The sequence below is a fragment of the Caballeronia hypogeia genome (assembly GCF_001544875.2).
GTDB classification, from domain to species: Bacteria; Pseudomonadota; Gammaproteobacteria; order Burkholderiales; family Burkholderiaceae; genus Caballeronia; species Caballeronia hypogeia.
The window spans coordinates 187,695-206,129 of record NZ_FCOA02000006.1; the positions used below are offsets into that span (position 1 = coordinate 187,695).

The 18,435-nt window shown below is 63.9% G+C and carries 18 protein-coding genes; 1 reads left to right on the forward strand and 17 read right to left on the reverse strand.

Annotation, left to right across the window (positions count from 1 at the left end):
* Positions 1-125: 125 nt before the first annotated feature.
* The 5 genes from hydA to AWB79_RS12670 form a co-directional block, all read right to left on the reverse strand.
* Positions 126-1,589, reverse strand: coding sequence for a dihydropyrimidinase (hydA, locus tag AWB79_RS12650; protein ID WP_061167764.1), 1,464 nt, complete (start codon positions 1,587-1,589; stop codon positions 126-128).
* Positions 1,590-1,609: 20 nt separating this feature from the next.
* Entirely contained in the window at positions 1,610-3,097 is a 1,488-nt protein-coding gene (locus AWB79_RS12655; RefSeq protein ID WP_061167765.1) for an NCS1 family nucleobase:cation symporter-1, read from the reverse strand.
* Between the two features lie 93 nt (positions 3,098-3,190).
* On the reverse strand, positions 3,191-4,477 hold the full coding sequence (gene preA, locus AWB79_RS12660) for an NAD-dependent dihydropyrimidine dehydrogenase subunit PreA (RefSeq protein WP_061167766.1): 1,287 nt from the start codon (positions 4,475-4,477) through the stop codon (positions 3,191-3,193).
* 21 nt (positions 4,478-4,498) lie between these two features.
* Positions 4,499-5,833 carry an NAD(P)-dependent oxidoreductase gene (locus AWB79_RS12665; RefSeq protein WP_061167767.1) on the reverse strand — a complete coding sequence of 445 codons (1,335 nt, stop codon included), beginning with the start codon at positions 5,831-5,833 and terminating at the stop codon, positions 4,499-4,501.
* 86 nt (positions 5,834-5,919) lie between these two features.
* On the reverse strand, positions 5,920-7,200 hold the full coding sequence (locus AWB79_RS12670) for a Zn-dependent hydrolase (RefSeq protein WP_061167768.1): 1,281 nt from the start codon (positions 7,198-7,200) through the stop codon (positions 5,920-5,922).
* A gap of 376 nt (positions 7,201-7,576) precedes the next feature.
* On the opposite strand from AWB79_RS12670, the gene AWB79_RS12675 reads away from it, so the two are divergent.
* Positions 7,577-8,269: a TetR/AcrR family transcriptional regulator gene (locus tag AWB79_RS12675; RefSeq protein WP_061167769.1), complete on the forward strand. Its 693-nt coding sequence runs from the start codon at positions 7,577-7,579 to the stop codon at positions 8,267-8,269.
* Between the two features lie 218 nt (positions 8,270-8,487).
* On the opposite strand, the gene AWB79_RS12680 is transcribed toward AWB79_RS12675, so the two are convergent.
* The 12 genes from AWB79_RS12680 to gsiD all read right to left on the reverse strand — a co-directional run bounded on the left by AWB79_RS12680 (position 8,488) and on the right by gsiD (position 18,434).
* On the reverse strand, positions 8,488-8,811 hold the full coding sequence (locus tag AWB79_RS12680) for a DUF4148 domain-containing protein (RefSeq protein ID WP_061167837.1): 324 nt from the start codon (positions 8,809-8,811) through the stop codon (positions 8,488-8,490).
* Positions 8,812-9,146: 335 nt separating this feature from the next.
* A complete protein-coding gene (gene hutG / locus AWB79_RS12685; RefSeq protein ID WP_061167770.1) occupies positions 9,147-9,950 on the reverse strand; it encodes an N-formylglutamate deformylase in 804 nt (267 codons plus the stop codon).
* A 9-nt stretch (positions 9,951-9,959) separates the two neighbouring features.
* Entirely contained in the window at positions 9,960-11,351 is a 1,392-nt protein-coding gene (locus tag AWB79_RS12690) for a formimidoylglutamate deiminase (protein WP_061167771.1), read from the reverse strand.
* 61 nt (positions 11,352-11,412) lie between these two features.
* On the reverse strand, positions 11,413-11,982 hold the full coding sequence (locus AWB79_RS12695; RefSeq protein WP_082862349.1) for a HutD/Ves family protein: 570 nt from the start codon (positions 11,980-11,982) through the stop codon (positions 11,413-11,415).
* A 5-nt stretch (positions 11,983-11,987) separates the two neighbouring features.
* Positions 11,988-12,683, reverse strand: coding sequence for a histidine utilization transcriptional repressor HutC (gene hutC, locus AWB79_RS12700; protein ID WP_061167772.1), 696 nt, complete (start codon positions 12,681-12,683; stop codon positions 11,988-11,990).
* The gene (hutH, locus tag AWB79_RS12705; RefSeq protein WP_061167773.1) at positions 12,680-14,209 is read right to left on the reverse strand and encodes a histidine ammonia-lyase; all 1,530 of its coding nucleotides are present in this window, start codon (positions 14,207-14,209) and stop codon (positions 12,680-12,682) included. The genes hutC and hutH overlap by 4 nt, the downstream gene beginning before the upstream one ends.
* A gap of 128 nt (positions 14,210-14,337) precedes the next feature.
* Entirely contained in the window at positions 14,338-14,811 is a 474-nt protein-coding gene (locus tag AWB79_RS12710) for a GNAT family N-acetyltransferase (protein WP_061167774.1), read from the reverse strand.
* A gap of 166 nt (positions 14,812-14,977) precedes the next feature.
* Positions 14,978-15,355 (reverse strand): fluoride efflux transporter CrcB, encoded by a 378-nt coding sequence (gene crcB / locus AWB79_RS12715; protein WP_061167775.1) that lies wholly within the window; start codon positions 15,353-15,355, stop codon positions 14,978-14,980.
* A gap of 33 nt (positions 15,356-15,388) precedes the next feature.
* Positions 15,389-15,607: a hypothetical protein gene (locus tag AWB79_RS12720; protein WP_232470889.1), complete on the reverse strand. Its 219-nt coding sequence runs from the start codon at positions 15,605-15,607 to the stop codon at positions 15,389-15,391.
* 90 nt (positions 15,608-15,697) lie between these two features.
* The gene (locus AWB79_RS12725; protein ID WP_061167777.1) at positions 15,698-16,519 is read right to left on the reverse strand and encodes a M55 family metallopeptidase; all 822 of its coding nucleotides are present in this window, start codon (positions 16,517-16,519) and stop codon (positions 15,698-15,700) included.
* On the reverse strand, positions 16,516-17,538 hold the full coding sequence (locus AWB79_RS12730; protein ID WP_061167778.1) for a DmpA family aminopeptidase: 1,023 nt from the start codon (positions 17,536-17,538) through the stop codon (positions 16,516-16,518). The genes AWB79_RS12725 and AWB79_RS12730 overlap by 4 nt, the downstream gene beginning before the upstream one ends.
* On the reverse strand, positions 17,535-18,434 hold the full coding sequence (gene gsiD, locus AWB79_RS12735; RefSeq protein ID WP_061167779.1) for a glutathione ABC transporter permease GsiD: 900 nt from the start codon (positions 18,432-18,434) through the stop codon (positions 17,535-17,537). The genes AWB79_RS12730 and gsiD overlap by 4 nt, the downstream gene beginning before the upstream one ends.
* Between the last annotated feature and the right edge of the window lies 1 nt (position 18,435).

An 18,435-nucleotide genomic window follows, 5' to 3' on the forward strand; every position in this document is an offset into this window, starting at 1 on the left:
AGGATCTCGGCGGCACACAAAAGGAACCAGCCTGCCGGATTATGCTTGCAAGCACGTGACGACGCCCGACAAACGCAAAAAAGCCCCGCGCAATGTACGCGGGGCTCCGTCATTGAAGAGGCGCGTCACGCAGTTTCGGCGCGATTCACGGGATGCGGCTCCTTCAGCTTGTTCGCGACCCGCGCCGCTTCGAAATACGACGCGTTCGGCGGACGCTTCAGATACTGCCCCGCGCCGCGCTCCGCACGCAGATCGCCGTTCGCCCATGCGAGCGCGCCGCGCGTGAGCGTATGCGTCGCGACGCCCTGCACCGTCATGCCCTCGAAGACGTTGAAGTCCACCTTCTGATGATGGGTCTTCACCGAAATCGTGCGCGTCGCGTTCGGATCCCATACGACGATATCCGCGTCCGCGCCCACCTGCACCGCGCCCTTGCGCGGATAGAGATTGAAGATCTGCGCCGCATTGGTCGAGGTCACGCGCACGAACTCGTTCGGCGTGAGCCGCCCCATGTTCACGCCGTGATGCCACAGCACCGCCATGCGATCCTCCACGCCGCCGCAGCCGTTCGGGATCTTCGTGAAGTCCTCGCGGCCCATCGCTTTTTGCGACGCGCAGAACACGCAGTGATCGGTTGCCGTCGTGTGCAGTTGCCCCGATTGCAGGCCGCGCCACAACGCCTCGCGATGCTCGCTGGTGCGAAACGGCGGGCTCATCACGTGGGCGGCGGCGCGCGTCCAGTCAGGATCGCGATACACAGATTCGTCGATCACGAGATGGCCCGGCAGCACTTCGCCGAACACGCGCAGCCCGTCGTTGCGCGCCTTCGCGATGACATCGACCGCATCTTTCGCTGATACATGCACGATGTAGAGCGGCACGCCGAGCACCTGTGCAATGCGGATCGCGCGATTCGCCGCTTCGCCTTCGACTTCCGGCGGACGCGACAGCGGATGCGCCTCCGGTCCCCTGAAGCCCTTCGCAAGCAACTGCTTCTGCAACTGAAACACGAGCTCGCCGTTTTCCGCGTGCACGGTCGGCAGCGCGCCGAGTTCGAGCGAGCGCGTGAAACTGTTCACGAGCACCTCGTCGTCGGCCATGATCGCGTTCTTGTAGGCCATGAAGTGCTTGAAGCTCGACACGCCGTGCTCATGCACGAGCAGACCCATATCGCGGTGCACCGACTCGTCCCACCACGTCACGGCGACGTGAAAACCATAGTCAGCCGATGCCTTTTCCGCCCACCCGCGCCACTCCTTGAACGCATCCATGAGAGGCTGCTTCGGGCTAGGAATCACGAAGTCGATGATGCTTGTCGTGCCGCCCGACAAGCCCGCAGCGGTGCCGGTGTAGAAGTCGTCGCTGGCGGTCGTGCCCATGAAGGGCAGCTCCATGTGCGTGTGCGGATCGATGCCGCCGGGCATCACGTACTGGCCGCCCGCATCGACGATCTGCGTATTGGCCGGTGCTTCGAGATCCTGGCCGATGGCGAGTATCGTTCCACCGTTTTGCGGGTCAGCGCACAGCACATCGGCGCGATAAGTGCGGTCTGCATCGATGACGGTGCCGCCGCGAATCAGGATAGGCATGAGTCGTCCTCCGGTTATTTTCAAGCGCTCAACATGTCGGCACGCGCGCGGCCGCCCAGCTTCATCCACGATCCATACACGATGGCCGCGAGCACGAGGCCCACGAACCATGCATACGTGTAGAGCGTGTTGAAGAACGCGGGCACGTTGGGAAACGAAGCGGGAAACGCGGTATGCAGGAAGCCCGGCAGATTGGGCAGCACGCCGATCAGAAGCGCCACGACGGCGGCGATATTCCAGCCGCCGTTATATGAGTACTCGCCCTCTTCCTCGAACAGTTCGCGATGATTGAGCCGCGTGCCGCGAATGAAGAAGTAATCGACCATCATGATGCCCGCGACCGGTCCGAGCAACGCCGAATAACCGACGAGCCACGTGAAGATATAACCCTGTGTGGTCGCGAGAATCTTCCACGGCATCATGACGATGGCGATGGTCGCCGTGATCATGCCGCCCGCGCGATACGAAATGCCCTTTGGCCAGAGGCTCGAAAAGTCATACGCGGGCCCGACGAGATTGGCCGCGAGATTGCAGCACATCGTATCGAGCGTGAGAATGATGAGCGCAACGCCCACGCCGATGCCCGTCATGCGGCTCGTCAGATCGATCGGGTCCCAGATCGCCTTGCCGTAGATCACGACCGTCGCCGAGGTCACGACGACCGAAATCACGGAGAGCAGCGCCATCGGCAGCGGCAGGCCGATCGACTGTCCGATCATCTGATCGCGCTGGGTACGCGCGAAACGCGTGAAGTCGGGAATGTTGAGCGCGAGCGTTGCCCAGAAGCCGACCATCGCGGTGAGACCCGGCCAGAAGGTCGCCCAGAAGAGCCCTTCCTTCTTGCCGCCCGCGACGAATTGCGACGGCGCCGAAAGCATCGAGCCGATGCCGCCCGCCTTCGAAGTCGCCCACCACACGAGCGCCACGCACATCACGACCTTGATCGGCGCGGACCAGCTTTCGAGCCAGCGGATCGAATCGGTGCCGTGCCAGATGAAATAGAGCTGCAGCGCCCAGAACAGCAGAAAGCAGCCGAGCTGGCCGAGCGAAATGTCCATCAGCGGCAGCGCCGCGCCGTGCAGCGCATTGCCCGTGAGGATATTCAAAAGTGTATAGATGGCGCTTCCACCCAACCACGTTTGAATACCGTACCAGCCACATGCGACGATCGCGCGCAACAAGGCCGGCAGCTTCGCGCCCTGCGTGCCGAACGAAGATCGCACGAGCACCGCATACGGAATGCCGTGCTTCGCGCCCGCATGACCGATGAGCAGCATTGGCACGAGCACGATCACATTGCCGAGCAGCACGGTCATCACCGCCTGCCACGGCGACATGCCCTGATCGGTGAGACCCGCCGCCAGCATGTACGACGCGATGTTCATCACCATGCCGACCCACAACGCCGCGAAATGATACCACTTCCAGGTGCGCTGCGCGGGGCCGGTCGGCGCGAGATCGTCGTTATACAGACTGCTCGTTTCGACGTTATGCGCTGTCTGATTCATCGGATGCACTCCGCTTGAGTGTGTTCGCCGCGTCATCGCATCTCTGTGCGATGTGCGCGGCGTGGGGTTTCAGTGACGAGCGCTGCTGGTTAATCAGGCCGCTTTCGCGGGTTCTTCGGCGTCGACGCGACTCGGATTGTTCGGATGCGTGGTCCAGTTCGCGTATTCGCCCGCATCGACGCGCTCCATCGTGATGCATTGCTCGACCGGGCACACATGCATGCACAGATTGCAGCCGACGCATTCCGAATCCACCACTTCGAAATGGCGCTTGCCGTCCTTCTCCTTCAGGATCGCCTGATGCGACGTGTCCTCGCACGCGATATGACACAGCCCGCACTGGATGCACTTGTCCTGATCGATGCGCGCCTTGATGTCGTACTTGAGATTGAGGTACTTCCAGTCGGTGACGTTCGGCACCGCGCGGCCGCGAATGTCGTCGAGCGTCGCGTAGCCTTTTTCGTCCATCCAGTTCGAGAGGCCATCGGCGAGATCGGACACGATGCGAAAACCGTAGTGCATCGCCGCCGTGCAAACCTGCACGCTGCCCGCGCCGAGCACCATGAATTCAGCGGCATCGCGCCAAGAAGAAATACCGCCTATTCCCGAGATCGGCAGATTCGGCGTCTCTGGATCGCGCGCGATCTCAGCGACCATGTTGAGCGCGATCGGCTTGACCGCCGGTCCGCAATAACCGCCGTGCGTGCCCTTGCCATCGACGGTCGGCATCGGCGCCATCTGATCGAGATCGACGGCGACGATCGAGTTGATCGTGTTGATCAGCGACACGCCATCCGCGCCGCCCTTGAACGCCGCGCGCGAACCCATGCGAATGTCGCTGATGTTCGGCGTGAGCTTCACGAGGCACGGCAGCTTCGTCCCCTCCTTCACCCAGCGCGTGACCATCTCCACGTACTCGGGCACTTGCCCCACGGCCGCGCCCATGCCGCGCTCGCTCATGCCGTGCGGACAGCCGAAGTTGAGTTCGACCGCATCCGCGCCGGTGTCCTCCACTTGCGTGAGAATCCACTTCCAGTCCTTTTCATTGCATGGAACCATCAGCGAAACGATCAATGCGCGATCCGGCCAGTCGCGCTTGACCTGTTCGATTTCGCGCAGGTTCACGTCGAGCGGCCGGTCCGTGATCAGTTCGATGTTGTTCAGACCCGCGATGCGCTGTCCGTTCCATTGCACCGCGCCGTAACGCGAACTCACGTTGACGACGTGCGGATCGAGCCCGAGCGTCTTCCACACGACGCCGCCCCAGCCCGCTTCGAACGCGCGATTGACGTTATAGGCTTTATCGGTCGGCGGCGCGGATGCGAGCCAGAAAGGATTCGGCGAGGAGATGCCGGCGATGTTGCAGCGAAGATCGGCCATGTTGTTCGGCTCCTTTTGATGTCAGGCGGCTTTGATCGCAGTCAGCTCGAACGAAGCGTCGATGGACGCCGCCGCGAGCTTGCCGTCCTGCACGGCCTGCACGGTGAGATCGAGTCCTTCGTGGGTTGCGCAGTCACCGCCGGCCCACACTTTCGCAAGCGTCGTCTGGCGGTTTTCGTCGGTGACGATGCGCCCGCCATCGAGCGTCAGCAGTTCGCGCTCGATACCGACCGGAACCAGCGTCTGACCGATCGCCTTCAACACCATGTCGGCCTCGATCACGAAGCGCTCCGCGCCACGCTCGAATTCGACGCCGGTCACCTGACCGTTCTCCCCGATCAGACGAACCGGCTTCGCATGCGTGACGATGCGAACGCCATTGGTCTGCGCGAACTCGCGTTCGGCCCATGTCGCGCTCATGTTTTCGACGCCGCGCCGATACGCCATCGTCACGCTCGCGGCGCCGAGCTTGGCCGACTGCACGCATGCATCGACAGCGGTGTTGCCGCCGCCGATCACGACCACGCGACGCCCCACCGGCACGCCCGCGAGATCATCGGCCTGACGCACCTGCTCGATAAAATCGACCGCGTTCATCACGCCATCGAGCGCTTCGCCTTCGAGCGCCAGTTCACGCACGCCCGCAAGACCGAACGCGATGAACACCGCGTCGTACTGCTTGCGCAATTCATCGAGCGTGAAGTCGCGACCGAGCGCTTGCCCGGTCCTGATTTCGATGCCGCCGATCGAATACAGCCATTCGACTTCGCGCTGCGCGTAGTCCTCGACCGTCTTGTATGCCGCGATACCGTATTCGTTGAGGCCGCCCGGCTTCGCGCGCGCATCGAAGATCACAGCACCGTGGCCCGCGAGCGCAAGACGATAAGCACACGCAAGCCCCGCCGGTCCCGCGCCGACGATCGCGATGCGTCGTCCGGTTTCCGGCGCGCGCTCGAACAACGGGACGCCCTTTTCCATCGCCCAGTCGGTGGCATGACGCTGCAGGGCGCCGATCTTCACGGGTTCATCGCCCGGATGATTGCGCACGCAACTTCCTTCGCAAAGAATCTCGGTCGGACACACGCGCGCGCACATGCCGCCGAGCGGATTGGCCGAAAGAATGTCGGAGGCCGCGCCCTTCAGATTGCCGTTGCCGATCTTGCGGATGAAGCCGGGAATGTCGATGCTCGTCGGACACGCTTGCACGCACGGCGCGTCGTAGCAGTAGTGACAGCGGCTCGATGCAGCGGCCGCCGCGGTGGCATCGAGCAGCGGCGCGACATCCGTGAATTCGCACGCGAGCTGCTCCTGCGTCTGGCGATGGCTCGCGATATCGCCGATTATCTTTATGGTCATGCGCGTTCCTTGTGAGGACGTACGAGTGCCCGCCGTCCGCGTGCGACGACGCGGACGGTGCTGAGTCGCAAAGAGAAATGCGAGCGTTACGAAGCCGGTTCCTGCGCGCGCTCCAGCATTGCGTGCAGAAGCACGTTCGCGCCCGCCTCGATCCACTCCTGCGTGGCGTCTTCGATCTCGTTGTGACTGATGCCGTCGACGCACGGCACGAACACCATCGATGTCGGCGCGACCTGCGCGAGATAGCACGCATCGTGGCCGGCGCCCGACACCATGTCGCGATGCGAATAGCCGAAGCGCTGCGCCGCCGCGCGCACGGACGCGACGCACGCGGCATCGAACTTGACGGGCTCGTAGTAGAAGATCTGTTCGAGCTCCGTCTGCAGGCCGATCTCGCCCGCAATGCGCGCGACGCCCTCTCGCAGCGCGGCGTCCATGCGCGCGAGCACGGCGTCGTCGGGATGACGGAAATCGACCGTGAAGAACACGCGGCCCGGAATCACGTTGCGCGAGTTCGGATGCACCTGCATCATGCCGACCGTCGCGCATGCGAGCGGCGCATGGTCGAGGCCGATGCGGTTCACGAGATCGACCACGCGCGAGGCGCCGAGCAACGCGTCCTTGCGGCGCGGCATCGGCGTCGGGCCTGCGTGCGCTTCCTGGCCCGTCAGCGTGATTTCATACCAGCGCTGCCCTTGCGCATCGGTGACGACGCCAATCGTCTTGTCTTCGGCTTCGAGAATCGGACCTTGTTCGATATGCAGCTCGAACGCCGCATGCAGCTTGCGCCCGCCGCACGGCACATCGCCCGCATAGCCGATGCGCTGCAGTTCCTCGCCGATCGTCTTGCCATCGACATCCTTGCGCGAGAGGCCGTAGTCGAGCGAGAACACGCCCGCGAACACGCCCGACGCGACCATCGCCGGCGCGAAGCGCGAGCCTTCCTCGTTGGTCCAGATGACGACTTCGATCGGGTGCTCGGTTTCGATACCGCGATCGTTCAGCGAACGAATCACTTCGAGCCCGCCGAGCACGCCGTAAATGCCGTCGAAGCGGCCGCCGGTCGGCTGCGAATCGGCGTGCGAGCCGGTCACGACCGGCAGCGCCTCGAGATTGCGGCCCGCGCGCCGCATGAACACATTGCCCATCTGATCGACGCTCACCGTGCAGCCCGCCTCCTTCGCCCAACTGACGATGAGATCGCGCCCTTCGCGGTCGAGATCGGTCAGCGCCAGACGGCATACACCGCCCTTTTGTGTCGCGCCGATCTTCGCCATGGTCATGAGGCTGTCCCACAACCGCTCGCCGTTGACCTTGATGGACGTATCGAGACCAGCCTCTCTGATTGCATCCGTTACCACGTTCATGCGCCTCGCTCCTTACGATCGGACTTCGTATGTGAGTGACCTGGGTTCGCGCATGCCGGGCGCTTGTGGTGCAATGAGCGGCGCACGCGGTGCACGAGTTCTGTTCTGCGATGAATATTGCCAACGATGCGCTTCTTCGCTGCCGCGAGCGCTTTTCAAATCCTGTCCGGTTGGACAGGTTGTAGCCGATTAAAATAAGCAAATCAACGTCTTTCGTGTGCGGACAAACACGGAGCGGACAAAGCGATTAGCGTGCCATTGCAACGCAGCATCGACCGGTATTGGCTCGGCAGGCGCTTTCGACGCGATGCAGCGCGGCGTGCACGAACGCCGCGATTGAGGCACGATGCGGCACACACGGCAGAAGAATTCGACGATGAGACACGACGACACGGCGAACGGCATCACCGCAAACGAAGAAGCAGCACCGCCCTTGCGGCGGCGCCGCGCACAGATTCGCGAGAGCAACGAGGCGCAACTGCTTGCCTGCGCGGAGGAAGTTTTCGCGGAGAAAGGACTGGAAGGTGCGAGCACGGCGATGATCGCCGAGCGCGCCGGCTTGCCCAAGGCCAATCTGCATTACTACTTCCCGACGAAGCTCGCGCTCTATCGCCGGGTGCTGGAGGATCTGTTCGAGGACTGGCACCGTGCTGCGGACACGTTCGAATGCAGCGACGATCCGGTGGAAGCAATCGGCGGGTACGTGCGCGCGAAAATGGAGTTGTCGAGGCGCAGACCGCTTGGCTCGAAAGTGTGGGCGAGCGAGATCATCCACGGCGCGCATCACATGCAGGACATCCTCAACGAGCGTGTGAAGCCCTGGCTCGATACACGCGTCACGGTGATCGAAGGCTGGATCGCGCGCGGGCTGCTCGCGCAGGTCGAACCGGACACGTTCATGTTCATGATCTGGGCGATCACGCAGCACTACGCCGACTTCGATGCGCAAATCCGCGCGCTCAAGGGCAAGCGCGCGCTCACGCGCCGTGCCTTCGACGAGCAGACGGAAGAAGTCGTGCGTCTTGTGATTCGCGCGTGCGGCGCGGTTTCGCCGCGCTGCGGGCAATAAGCACCCGCTCAATAAAAACGCCGGCCGCTCGATAGCGGCCGGCGTTCGTTCTACTGCATTGCTGCTGACTTCGATACTGCAAACCACGGTCTTGCAACTGCATTGCTACTTGCTGCATTTCTCGCATTAACTGCACTTTCTGATGCTTGCTGCCACTTCAACTGCTACTGCTCACTACCTCTGTTGCCTAGCCTCTCGAAGCGTGAAGCAGGCTTCGATTAATGACCGAAGTAGACCGAGTTCGGATTCGACATCGACACGTTGGCGCGCGCCGCCGGAGCCGCTACGCCCGATTGCGAAGTGCCGGCCGTCGACGGACCGTAGGCTGCATCACCGTTCTCGGCGTTCACGCGCGCCTGGGCGGCCTGAATGTTTTGCGGATAGTTCACGCGATCGGTCGACGGGTTGTAGCCGGCCTTTTCCAGTTGAACCAGTTCAGCGCGGACTTGAGCGCGGGTCACCGGTGCATTGCTCTGTGCGAACGCGAAAGTCGGAGCGGCCAGAGCGGTGGCGATGACGAGTGCGGGAACGAATGCCTTGATCATGATGAACCTCCAGTAGTCTTGTTTTGAAATCGAAACTAAATCGGAAGCTTTTTAAGTAGTTTCTGATTTCGTTTCGCTTGAAGACAGTGTAGGAGGCGGGCGACCTAGGGGAAACCCCAATTTCAACGAAACATAATTGTCCGGTTCGCAACAATACATTTCGCTCTGGGAATCGGGCGAGTGCTACGCGCAGTGGGCCGATCCGGCAATAAGAATCTGATTTTAATGGTATTTTTAACGCCTCACCTCGTCTTTTGTGTGCTCGCGCAATCGATTCCACCCGCAGCGTCATTACGAGTTTGCCAGTCAATCGTCATCTGACGGACAGCTTTTCAGGACCCGGTTACATAAGCCAGCGCGGCCGTCACCAGGTTGCGCAGCAGAGGCTGCACGCGATCCGCGAGCGTCTCTTCGTAATTAAACGGAGCTGATTCATTCATGTAAGTGCCCTGCGTCAGCTCGAGCTGAATCGCGTGGATGCCGTCCGACGGACGCCCATAGTGGCGCGTGATATAGCCGCCCTTGAAGCGTCCGTTGGCCACCGTCGAATAGCGTCCGTCGTCCTCGACGATCCGAGCCAGATGCTCCGCCAGCCCTGGCGTTGCCGACGCGTCATCCGCCGTGCCGAAGTTGAAATCCGGCAGGCGGCCATCGAAGAAGCGCGGCACGACCGAGCGGATCGAATGCGCTTCCCACAGCAACACGCGGTCATGCGCGCGTCGCAGCGCATCGAGCTCGCCGACTAGCGCATCGTGATAGGGCTGCCAGTACATCACGCGGCGCGCCTCGATCTGCTCGCGCGACGGCGCGTGCCCCGGCTTGTAGAGCGGCGCCTTGTCGAAGGTATCGACTGGACACAGGCCGGTCGTGTCGCGGCCGGGATAGAGATTCTCGTCGTCGGGCGGACGGTTCAGATCGATCACATAGCGCGCGTACTGCGGCGTCAGAATCGACGCGCCCAGCTCGCGCGCAAAAGCATAAAGCCGTTCCAGATGCCAGTCGCAATCCTCGGTGCGCTTTGCGACGGGCGTCATTTCGTCAGCGAGCGCGCAGGGAATCTGTGTGCCCCGGTGCGGGATCGAGATCAGTAGCGGCGCGTTGCCGCGTTCCAGCGTGAAGATCGAAGAGTCGTTCATTTGATGACCTCAACCCAGCAAGCCGCGCAACGCGGCGCGATAGCGTGCGAGCGCCTCGTCTTCATCGGCGTGACGGCGCGCGTCGATTACCTTGCGGCCCGCAACGAAGACATCGCGGATCGGCGTCTCGCCGTGCTCGCAGAACACCGCGCTCGACAGCCACGTGTCCGGCGCATGCCCGCCGATGCCCGGATTCGCATCGTCCAGGACGAGCCAGTCCGCGCGCCTGTTTGGCGCGAGCTCGCCGACCGGCCTGCCGGTCGCGTGCGCGCCACCGTCGAGCGCGGCGTCGAAGAGACGATCGGCGGGACGGCTCTGCGTGGCCGACGACAGCACGTTGCGCTGGCGTCGGCACAGCCGCTGCCCGTATTCGAGCAGACGCAGCTCCGAGCGCCAGTCGACGCCGATATGACTGTCCGAGCCTAAGCCGATGCGCCCGCCTGCAGCGAGATAATCGTGCGACGGAAACACGCCGTCGCCGAGATTCGCCTCGGTCGTGAGACACAGGCCCGCGACCGCGCCGTTCGCCGCGAGGCGCGCGCATTCGCTGGCGTCGACGTGCGTCGCATGCACGAGGCACCAGCGCTCGTCGACGTTGAAGCGTTCGAGCAGCCATTCGACCGGCCGATGCCCCGTCGCCGCGATGCACGCCTCGACTTCGGCGACCTGCTCGGCGATATGGATATGGACAGGCGCATGCCCGAAGCGCGCATCGAGCCCTTCGAGCACGGCTGCGAGCGCTTCACCCGACACCGCCCGCAGCGAATGCGGCGCGACGCCGTAACGCCGGTCGCCGTTCTCGGGCCGCGCGCGCGCGAGCGTCTCGATCAGCTCGAGCAGCGCGTCGGGCGTGTTCAGAAAGCGCCGCTGATCGTCGCGCGGCGCGCTCTTGTTGAAGCCGCTGTATTCGTACAGCACCGGCAGCATCGTGATGCCGATGCCCGCGCGCCCCGCCGCATCGACGACACGCTCGGCGAGCTCCGCGCGATTCGCGTAAGGCGCGCCGTCGGGTGCGTGATGAATGTAGTGAAACTCGCACACCGAGGTGTAGCCCGCCTTCAGCATCTCGATGTAGAGCCAGTGCGCGATATCCGCGAGCGACTCCGGACCGATGCGCGCGGCGAAGCGATACATCAGGTCGCGCCAGCTCCAGAACGTGTCCGTGGCGCTCGCGCGATATTCGGTGAGCCCGGCCATCGCGCGCTGGAACGCGTGCGAATGCAGGTTCGGCATGCCGGGCACGACCGGCCCCTTCGCGCGTTCGACGCCCGCGGGCGCGGCGCTGTCCGGCGTGACGCGCACGAGCGCGCCGTCATCGTTCCATTCGAGCAGCACGTCGCGCCGCCAGCCATCGGCCAGGCGCGCGTGGTCCGCGAAAAATGCGCGAGGCACAGCGTCCATGTCCTGTCTCCCGTTGTTTGTTCATATCGATGCGCGGCCACTCGCGAGCCGTTCGCATTCTTTACAACATGTCGATGCCGACATGCAGCCACGATGCCCCTTCCGACGCCTCGCATTGCAGCGCGGACGCGCGCTCCAGTTGCAGCGTGTCGCCTGTTTCGAGCGTATGACGCGCGCCGTCGGCGGTTTTGATGTCGATCCGGCCATGCGCGCAGTGGATGAAGGTCAGGTCGTGCTCACCCGCAATCGAGCATGAAGCGCGCCGGACGTCCGCGCTCGCGCGCGCGCGATCGCGCCGCACCATGACATTGAAATCGCGCGTCGGACCATCGATGAGCACCGCGTCGATCGGCGTTTCGCCCGCGAAGCGCGCGAGCGCGAGCGGCGCATCGAGCACATGCGCGCGGCCATCCGCTTCGGTCAGACGCATGCCCGCGCCGTCGAGCAGCACCAGCACGCGATCGACGCCCGCGAAGCGCGAAAACGCGCCATTCGAAGCCACGTCCGCGATGGACAGACGCCAGGCAAACGCATCGAGCGAAGCGTCCGGCGGACCCGCCGCGATCTCGCGCGTGATCCCTCCGCCGTTCTTCCAGGGTTTCGCAATGAGTGAATCGGCGCGAATGATCATGCTGTTCAGAAATGCCCGGTGAACTGATAACGATCGCCCGGATGCCAGAGGTTCGCGACCGAGGCCACCACATCGCGCGACCACGTGCGCCGATGCAGCAGCAGACACGGCTCGTGCTCGGCCATCGCGAGCGAGTGACGAATCTCGGCCGACGGCACCGACGCCTCGATCCGGTACTCGACGCGCTGCAGCGGCGCCGCCGCCATCAGGTATTGATTCGGCGTGATCGTCGTGAAGTCCTGGCGCGCGTACTCGGGTGCGAGCGCGGGATTCACGTAGCGCTCTTCCAGCTGCACCGGCTCGTCGTTCTCGAAGTGCAGCACGCGCGAATGGAACACCGGGCTGCCGAGCGCGAGATGCATTTCGTCGGCGAGCGCGTCATCGACGATCGACGCGCCCAGATGCAGCACATCCGCGCGATAAGCATGGCCGCGCGCGACGATTTCATCGGAAATACTGCGGATTTCGACGAGCGTCGACGCGTATTTCGGCTGCGCCACGAAGGTGCCCGCGCCCTGCACGCGCGTGAGCACCTGTTCGGCGGTGAGCTCGCGCAGCGCGCGGTTCACCGTCATGCGCGCAACCTTGAACTCCCGCGCGAGCTCGTTCTCGGAGGGCACCTGATCGCCCTCCTTCCACTCGCCTACGTGAATGCGCTGGAGAATATAGTCCTTGATCTCCTGATACGCGGGCGTGTTCATGCAGGCTGTTCCGACGCGAACGCGAACGGGCTGTGCCTCGCAACCTCGCCTTCCTGCACGAGCGTCGCGATCGCGGCGATGTCGGGCGCAAAGTAGCGATCGAGGTCGTAGTGCGGGACCTTCGCGCGCAGCGTCTTCATGACTTCCGCGAGCGGCGCGCTGGTCTGATGCGGCGCACGAAGGTCGACGCCCTGCGCCGCGGCGAGCAGCTCGATCGCGAGAATGTTGGCCGTGTTGCTGGCGATGTCGCCGAGCTTGCGGGCGGCGAACGTCGCCATGGAAACGTGGTCTTCCTGATTCGCCGAGGTAGGCAGCGAATCGACCGATGCCGGATGCGCGAGCGTCTTGTTCTCGGAGGCGAGCGCGGCCGCCGTCACGTGGGCGATCATGAAACCGGAATTCACGCCGCCGTCGCGCACGAGGAACGGCGGCAGGCCCGAAAGCGTCTGGTCGATCAGAAGCGCGATGCGGCGTTCGGCGAGGGCACCGATTTCGGCGGCGGCAAGCGCGAGATTGTCCGCGGCGAACGCGACCGGCTCCGCGTGGAAATTGCCGCCCGAGAGCACCTCACCGGTGTCGGGGAAAATCAGCGGATTGTCGGAGACGGCGTTCGATTCGACCAGCAGCACCTCGGCCGCATGGCGCATCTGGTCGAGGCACGCGCCCATTACCTGCGGCTGGCAGCGCAGGCTGTACGGGTCCTGAACCTTCTCGCAGTGCGCGTGCGACAGGTTGATGCCCGAGCCCTTCAGCAGCGTGCGATAAGCCGCCGCCGCCTCCATCTGCCCGCGATGACCGCGCAGTTCATGGATGCGCGCATCGAACGGCACGACGGAACCCATCGCGGCATCGACCGACAGCGCGCCCGCGACCAGCCCGGTGCGGAACAGATCTTCGATGGCGAACAGGTTGAAGAGCGCGAGCGCCGCCGATGCCTGCGTACCGTTCAGGAGCGCGAGACCTTCCTTCGCCTGCAACGTGAGCGGCTTCAGGCCCGCGACCGTCAGACCGTCGACGGCGCTTGCGCGTTCGCCGCGAATCGTGACCTCGCCGATGCCGAGCAGCACCGAGGACATATGCGCGAGCGGCGCTAGATCGCCCGACGCGCCGACCGAGCCCTTGATCGGGATGATCGGCAGCACGTCGGCGTTGAACAGCGTGATGAGCGCCTCGATGACTTCGCGGCGAATGCCGGAGTGCCCGCGCCCGAGGCTCGACAGCTTGAGCGCCATCAGCAAGCGCACGACCGGCCGCGACATCGGCTCGCCGACGCCCACTGCGTGCGAGAGCACCAGATTCTTCTGCAGCAATTCGAGCTGATCGGCGGGGATGTGCGTATTGGCGAGCCGCCCGAAGCCCGTATTGATGCCGTAAGCGGGATCGCCCTTCGCGGCGATCGCGGCGACCGCGCGGGCGCTCGCGTCAATGGCGTCAAAGCTGGCCGGATCGAGCTTGAGCGGGTCCGAGCCGCGCGCGATGCGGCGCAGTTGCGGCAGAGTCAGTTTTCCGGGCGTGAGCGTGATCATGGTTCGTCCTGTCTATACAAGTCAGACTCAAGTCTAAACGCGCGACGAGGACGAAACAAGAGGATATCCGGGAATTCACTAAGGTCACCCGGACAGAAAGGCACGAGTTGTCTATACAGATTTAGCGACTACAGTACCTTTTCCATCACGAACTGAATGAAGCGCTGCTCACGCACGACGACCGCGCGCGCGAGCAACATGGTGAAACCGCAATATTCGAAGAACGGCCGTGCGGTGACGCTCGAATACGTGTGCAGCGCAGTCAGACCCGCTTCCTCCGCCTCCGCCTCGATGCGCGCGAGGAGCGAGGTCGCCACACTTTTGCGCTGATGCGTCGGATCGACGAACATCATGTCGATCAGACCGTTCTTTTCCATATCCGCGAAGCCGGCGATTTTGCCGTCCACGAGCCCGACGAAGGTCGGACGGCTCGCGCGGGCGAGTTCCCACTCGTCGCGATCGGCTTGCGCCCAGACTTCAATCTGCTCCGGCTTGTAATCGGCCGAGGCGGTTTCGCGCACCGCGCGTTGGAACAGGTCGATCAAGGCGTCGAGATCGCTCGCACGATACGGTCTGACTTCGATGAGCGGCAGGCCTGGCATTTCATCACCTTCATTACTTTCAAAGAGAAAACGCCGCGGAAAGCGGCGCAGGTCATGCGTTGAATCAACGCGGGAAATTTATGGGAATCGACTCGGACCGCAAGCGTGCAAACGTTTGATCGAAGGTGAACCGGATTCACGGCCCACTCGGACGAAGCGCATTCCTTCAGGACATCACGACGACCGTTGCGATGCCGAGCGCGGTCATCAGGAGCGACGCGCAGACATGGATCGCGATTTCGGCGAGCGCCCAGCCGAGACGCCCCTGCTGCAAATGCGCGACGACTTCAGCCGAAAAAGTGGAGAACGTGGAGAGCCCGCCCATCAGACCGGTGATGATGAACAGCCGCCATTCCACGGGGATGTCGGGAAAGCGCGCGAAGAACGCCACAGCCACGCCGATGATGTAGCCCGCGATGACGTTCGCCGCGAAGGTGCCGAGCGGCAGATTCGGGAAGATCGCGTTCAAACGCAAACCGAGGACCCATCTGAGCAGCGAGCCCAGACCGCCGCCGAGCCCTACGGCAATGATCGACAGATACATGAAATGTGTGAAAACGGTTCGAAATTAACTGCGTTATGACTCACGGGCGAGTCGCTCGATCAGTGCGCCACGGCTTCCCTCGACGATCCAGCCTTGCCTGTGACGCAGATGCGCCGCCCATGTGCCGTCGCGGCGCGCTTCCCAGCAACCGGCCTCGTGACCGTCGATGAAAAGCGAACCGCGCACAACCAGTTGCGGATCGGCGGGGTCGAGCACTTCATCGTCGTTGTGTTCCAGCTTCACCGTATGCATGCGCGCCATCTGCAAAAACATGTCAAAAACAAAGTCATTCTCGCGAGCCGCTCCATTCTAACGATAGTCCCCGCCCGTTGTTTCAACCGCTCACCGTAACATGAAGGACATTGCCGACAGGCAATTGAGTGTGCGCACGACGTGCTCGACCGAGGGTGCATCGAAGCCGAGGGTTACGGCGTCGATGCGCTCGAGCGTCGGCCACTGGCAGAAGAGATCGGCGAAGGCGCTGGTTTGCGTGCGCAGTTCGCAATGATGTTCGCCAGGCGGCGTGCGCGGCGCACGCTCGGCCGATGCCGCTTCGAGCGTTTCGCGCGCCGCCAGCCGGATCGCCTCGCACGCTGCGGTGGGCGTTTCGGTCACGCCGCTCGAATAGCCGTGCGCGGTCTTCACGCAGAGAAAGCGCGCGCCGGGAAAGGCCGGCAGCGTTTCGGCGCCGAACACGTCGTCGCCGGTCAGCAGTGCGACGCGCGCACCGTGCTCCTGCGCGACCTGGCCGTAGAGCGCGGCTTCACCGGCCTCGACGCCGTCGAGCGTCACGCGCGCGAATGCGGCGCTGTTGATCGTGTGCGCCAGGATGCCGCGCGTTTGCGCGCGCGCGTGATAGCCGATCATGAACACGAGTTCCGGCGCTGCCTCCAGCCCCGCCATCATGCCGAGCGTGCGCGGCTTGCCGAGCACGAGGCGCGCGCGTGGGTCGAGCAGATCCGGCATCAGGTTGCGAAAGCCGCCGTGCGAATCGTTGATCCACACTTGCGACGCGCCGCCTTCGAACGCGCCCAGCGCGGCCGCGTTCGCCTCGCGCGTCATCCAGCGGCGCGCCTGCTCGTATTCCGCGTTTCCCGCACGGGTCTGCTCCGGATGGAACACGCCCGCGATGCCTTCGATATCCACCGAGATGAGCACTTTCATGGTCGCGATTTCAATGCTTCGTTGAGCGAGATGCGCCGATGACCGTCGCGCCCGGCGACCGTCTCCGCGCTAAAAAGCGCATCGAGGATCGCCTGCTCGACGCTGTCGGCGGCGGCCTGGAACAGCGGATCGAGCCGCGCATCGGCGAGAAGCGGCGGGACGGCGATGAAGTCCGCGTCGTGCGGCGCCGTGTAAGCGGTCGAAAAGGCCAGCGCGATGTCGCCGCTGCCGTGACCGTAGGCCGAACCGGTGCGCGCAAGGCCGGCGGCCGCGCGCATCGCGACGCGGCGCAATTGGCGTGCATCGAGCGGCGCATTGGTCGCGATCAGCATGATGATCGAGCCTTGCTCGGGCTTGTGCGTGGCGTCGCCCTTGACGTGCAGCGTGCGGCCGACTGCATCGCCCGCGATCGTCAGTTGCGGCAGGCGGCCGAAGTTCGCGAGCACGAGCGCGCCCAGCGTGTACGCCTGCCCGGCGACGTGCACGATGCGCGAGGCCGAACCAATGCCGCCCTTCAGCCCGAAGCACGACATGCCGCGCCCCGCGCCCACCGCGCCGCGTTCGAAATCGGCGCTGCACGCGTCGAGCGCGCTCGCGTAGTGCGCCTCGTCGATGGCGAGCGCCTGAATGTCGTTGAGATAGCCGTCGTTGCATTCGAGCACGAGCGGATTCACGCTCGGCTCTTCGCGTCCGATGCGCGGATTCGCCCTGATGGCCGCGCGAATCTGCGCGTTCGCCACCGTGCCGACGCCGAAGGTATTGGTCAATGCAATCGGCGTTTCCAGCACGCCGAGCTCTTCGATCTGCACGAGCCCGATGCTCTTGCCGAAACCGTTGATCACGCACGCGGCGGCGGGCGCCTTGTTGCGATACACGTCGCCGGCATGCGGACGGATCACCGTGACGCCGGTCTGAATCGCGCCATCGGACAAGGTGCAATGACCGACCGTCACGCCCGCGACATCCGTGATTCCGCCAAGCGGCCCCGCTTCGAGCAAACCGATATGCGGCGTCCTCATGGCCGGTCGAGCTTCGGATCGAGCGCGTCGCGCAGGCCGTCGCCGAGCAGGTTGAACGCCAGCACCGTGAAGAAGATCGCGAGGCTCGGGAAGATCGCGACGTGCGGCGCCATCGCCATGTCGGCGCGCGCTTCGTTGAGCATGGCGCCCCATTCGGGCGTGGGCGGCTGCGCGCCGAGTCCGAGGAACGACAGGCTCGCCGCCGTGATGATCGACGTGCCGATACGCATCGTGAAGTACACGACCACCGATGAAATCGTGCCCGGCAGAATGTGTCGCGCGAGGATCGTCCAGTCCGACGCGCCGATGCTTTTCGCCGCTTCGATATATGTCAGATGCTTGAGCGCGAGCGTGTTGCCGCGCACGAGCCGCGCGAACGCCGGAATGCTGAAGATCGCGACCGCGCACACCACGTTCACCATGCCGTTGCCGAGAATCGCGACGACGCCGATCGCGAGCAGGATGCCTGGAAACGCGAACAGGACATCGGCGATGCGCATGACGACGCGATCCCACCAGCCTTCGTAATAGCCCGCTAGCAGGCCGAAGAACGTGCCGATCACGGCGCCCAGCACGACCGAAAGCAAACCCGCCGTCAGCGAAATGCGGCTGCCGACGAGTATGCGGCTCAGGATATCGCGCCCCAGCGAATCGACGCCGAACCAGTGCGCGGCCGAAGGACCGGCGTTGAGCGCGTCGTAGTCGAAGTAGTTCTCCGGATCGTAGGGCGCGATGTACGGCGCGATGATCGCGATCACGACCAGCAGCACGACGAACACCGCCGCCGCCATCGCCACCGGTTGCTGTTTGAACTTGCGCCAGAACTCCGTCCACGGCGTGCGGACTTCATGCCCCGTGGCGACGGCGGTTTTCGCACTATCGGCGGTCGCGCTCATG

Coding starts and splice junctions, on each gene's coding strand:
- hutC (WP_061167772.1), bottom strand. CDS start 12,683: ATGAACACGCCCGCGTATCAGGAGATCAAGGACTATATTCTCCAGCGC.
- AWB79_RS12670 (WP_061167768.1), bottom strand. CDS start 7,200: ATGAACGTGGTAACGGATGCAATCAGAGAGGCTGGTCTCGATACGTCC.
- crcB (WP_061167775.1), bottom strand. CDS start 15,355: ATGTATCTGTCGATCATTGCCGTAGGGCTCGGCGGCGGTCTGGGCTCG.
- AWB79_RS12730 (WP_061167778.1), bottom strand. CDS start 17,538: ATGAGGACGCCGCATATCGGTTTGCTCGAAGCGGGGCCGCTTGGCGGA.
- hydA (WP_061167764.1), bottom strand. CDS start 1,589: ATGCCTATCCTGATTCGCGGCGGCACCGTCATCGATGCAGACCGCACT.
- preA (WP_061167766.1), bottom strand. CDS start 4,477: ATGGCCGATCTTCGCTGCAACATCGCCGGCATCTCCTCGCCGAATCCT.
- AWB79_RS12695 (WP_082862349.1), bottom strand. CDS start 11,982: ATGATCATTCGCGCCGATTCACTCATTGCGAAACCCTGGAAGAACGGC.
- hutH (WP_061167773.1), bottom strand. CDS start 14,209: ATGATCACGCTCACGCCCGGAAAACTGACTCTGCCGCAACTGCGCCGC.
- AWB79_RS12655 (WP_061167765.1), bottom strand. CDS start 3,097: ATGAATCAGACAGCGCATAACGTCGAAACGAGCAGTCTGTATAACGAC.
- AWB79_RS12710 (WP_061167774.1), bottom strand. CDS start 14,811: ATGCCAGGCCTGCCGCTCATCGAAGTCAGACCGTATCGTGCGAGCGAT.
- AWB79_RS12675 (WP_061167769.1), top strand. CDS start 7,577: ATGAGACACGACGACACGGCGAACGGCATCACCGCAAACGAAGAAGCA.
- AWB79_RS12725 (WP_061167777.1), bottom strand. CDS start 16,519: ATGAAAGTGCTCATCTCGGTGGATATCGAAGGCATCGCGGGCGTGTTC.
- hutG (WP_061167770.1), bottom strand. CDS start 9,950: ATGAACGACTCTTCGATCTTCACGCTGGAACGCGGCAACGCGCCGCTA.
- AWB79_RS12720 (WP_232470889.1), bottom strand. CDS start 15,607: ATGCATACGGTGAAGCTGGAACACAACGACGATGAAGTGCTCGACCCC.
- AWB79_RS12665 (WP_061167767.1), bottom strand. CDS start 5,833: ATGACCATAAAGATAATCGGCGATATCGCGAGCCATCGCCAGACGCAG.
- AWB79_RS12690 (WP_061167771.1), bottom strand. CDS start 11,351: ATGGACGCTGTGCCTCGCGCATTTTTCGCGGACCACGCGCGCCTGGCC.
- gsiD (WP_061167779.1), bottom strand. CDS start 18,434: ATGAGCGCGACCGCCGATAGTGCGAAAACCGCCGTCGCCACGGGGCAT.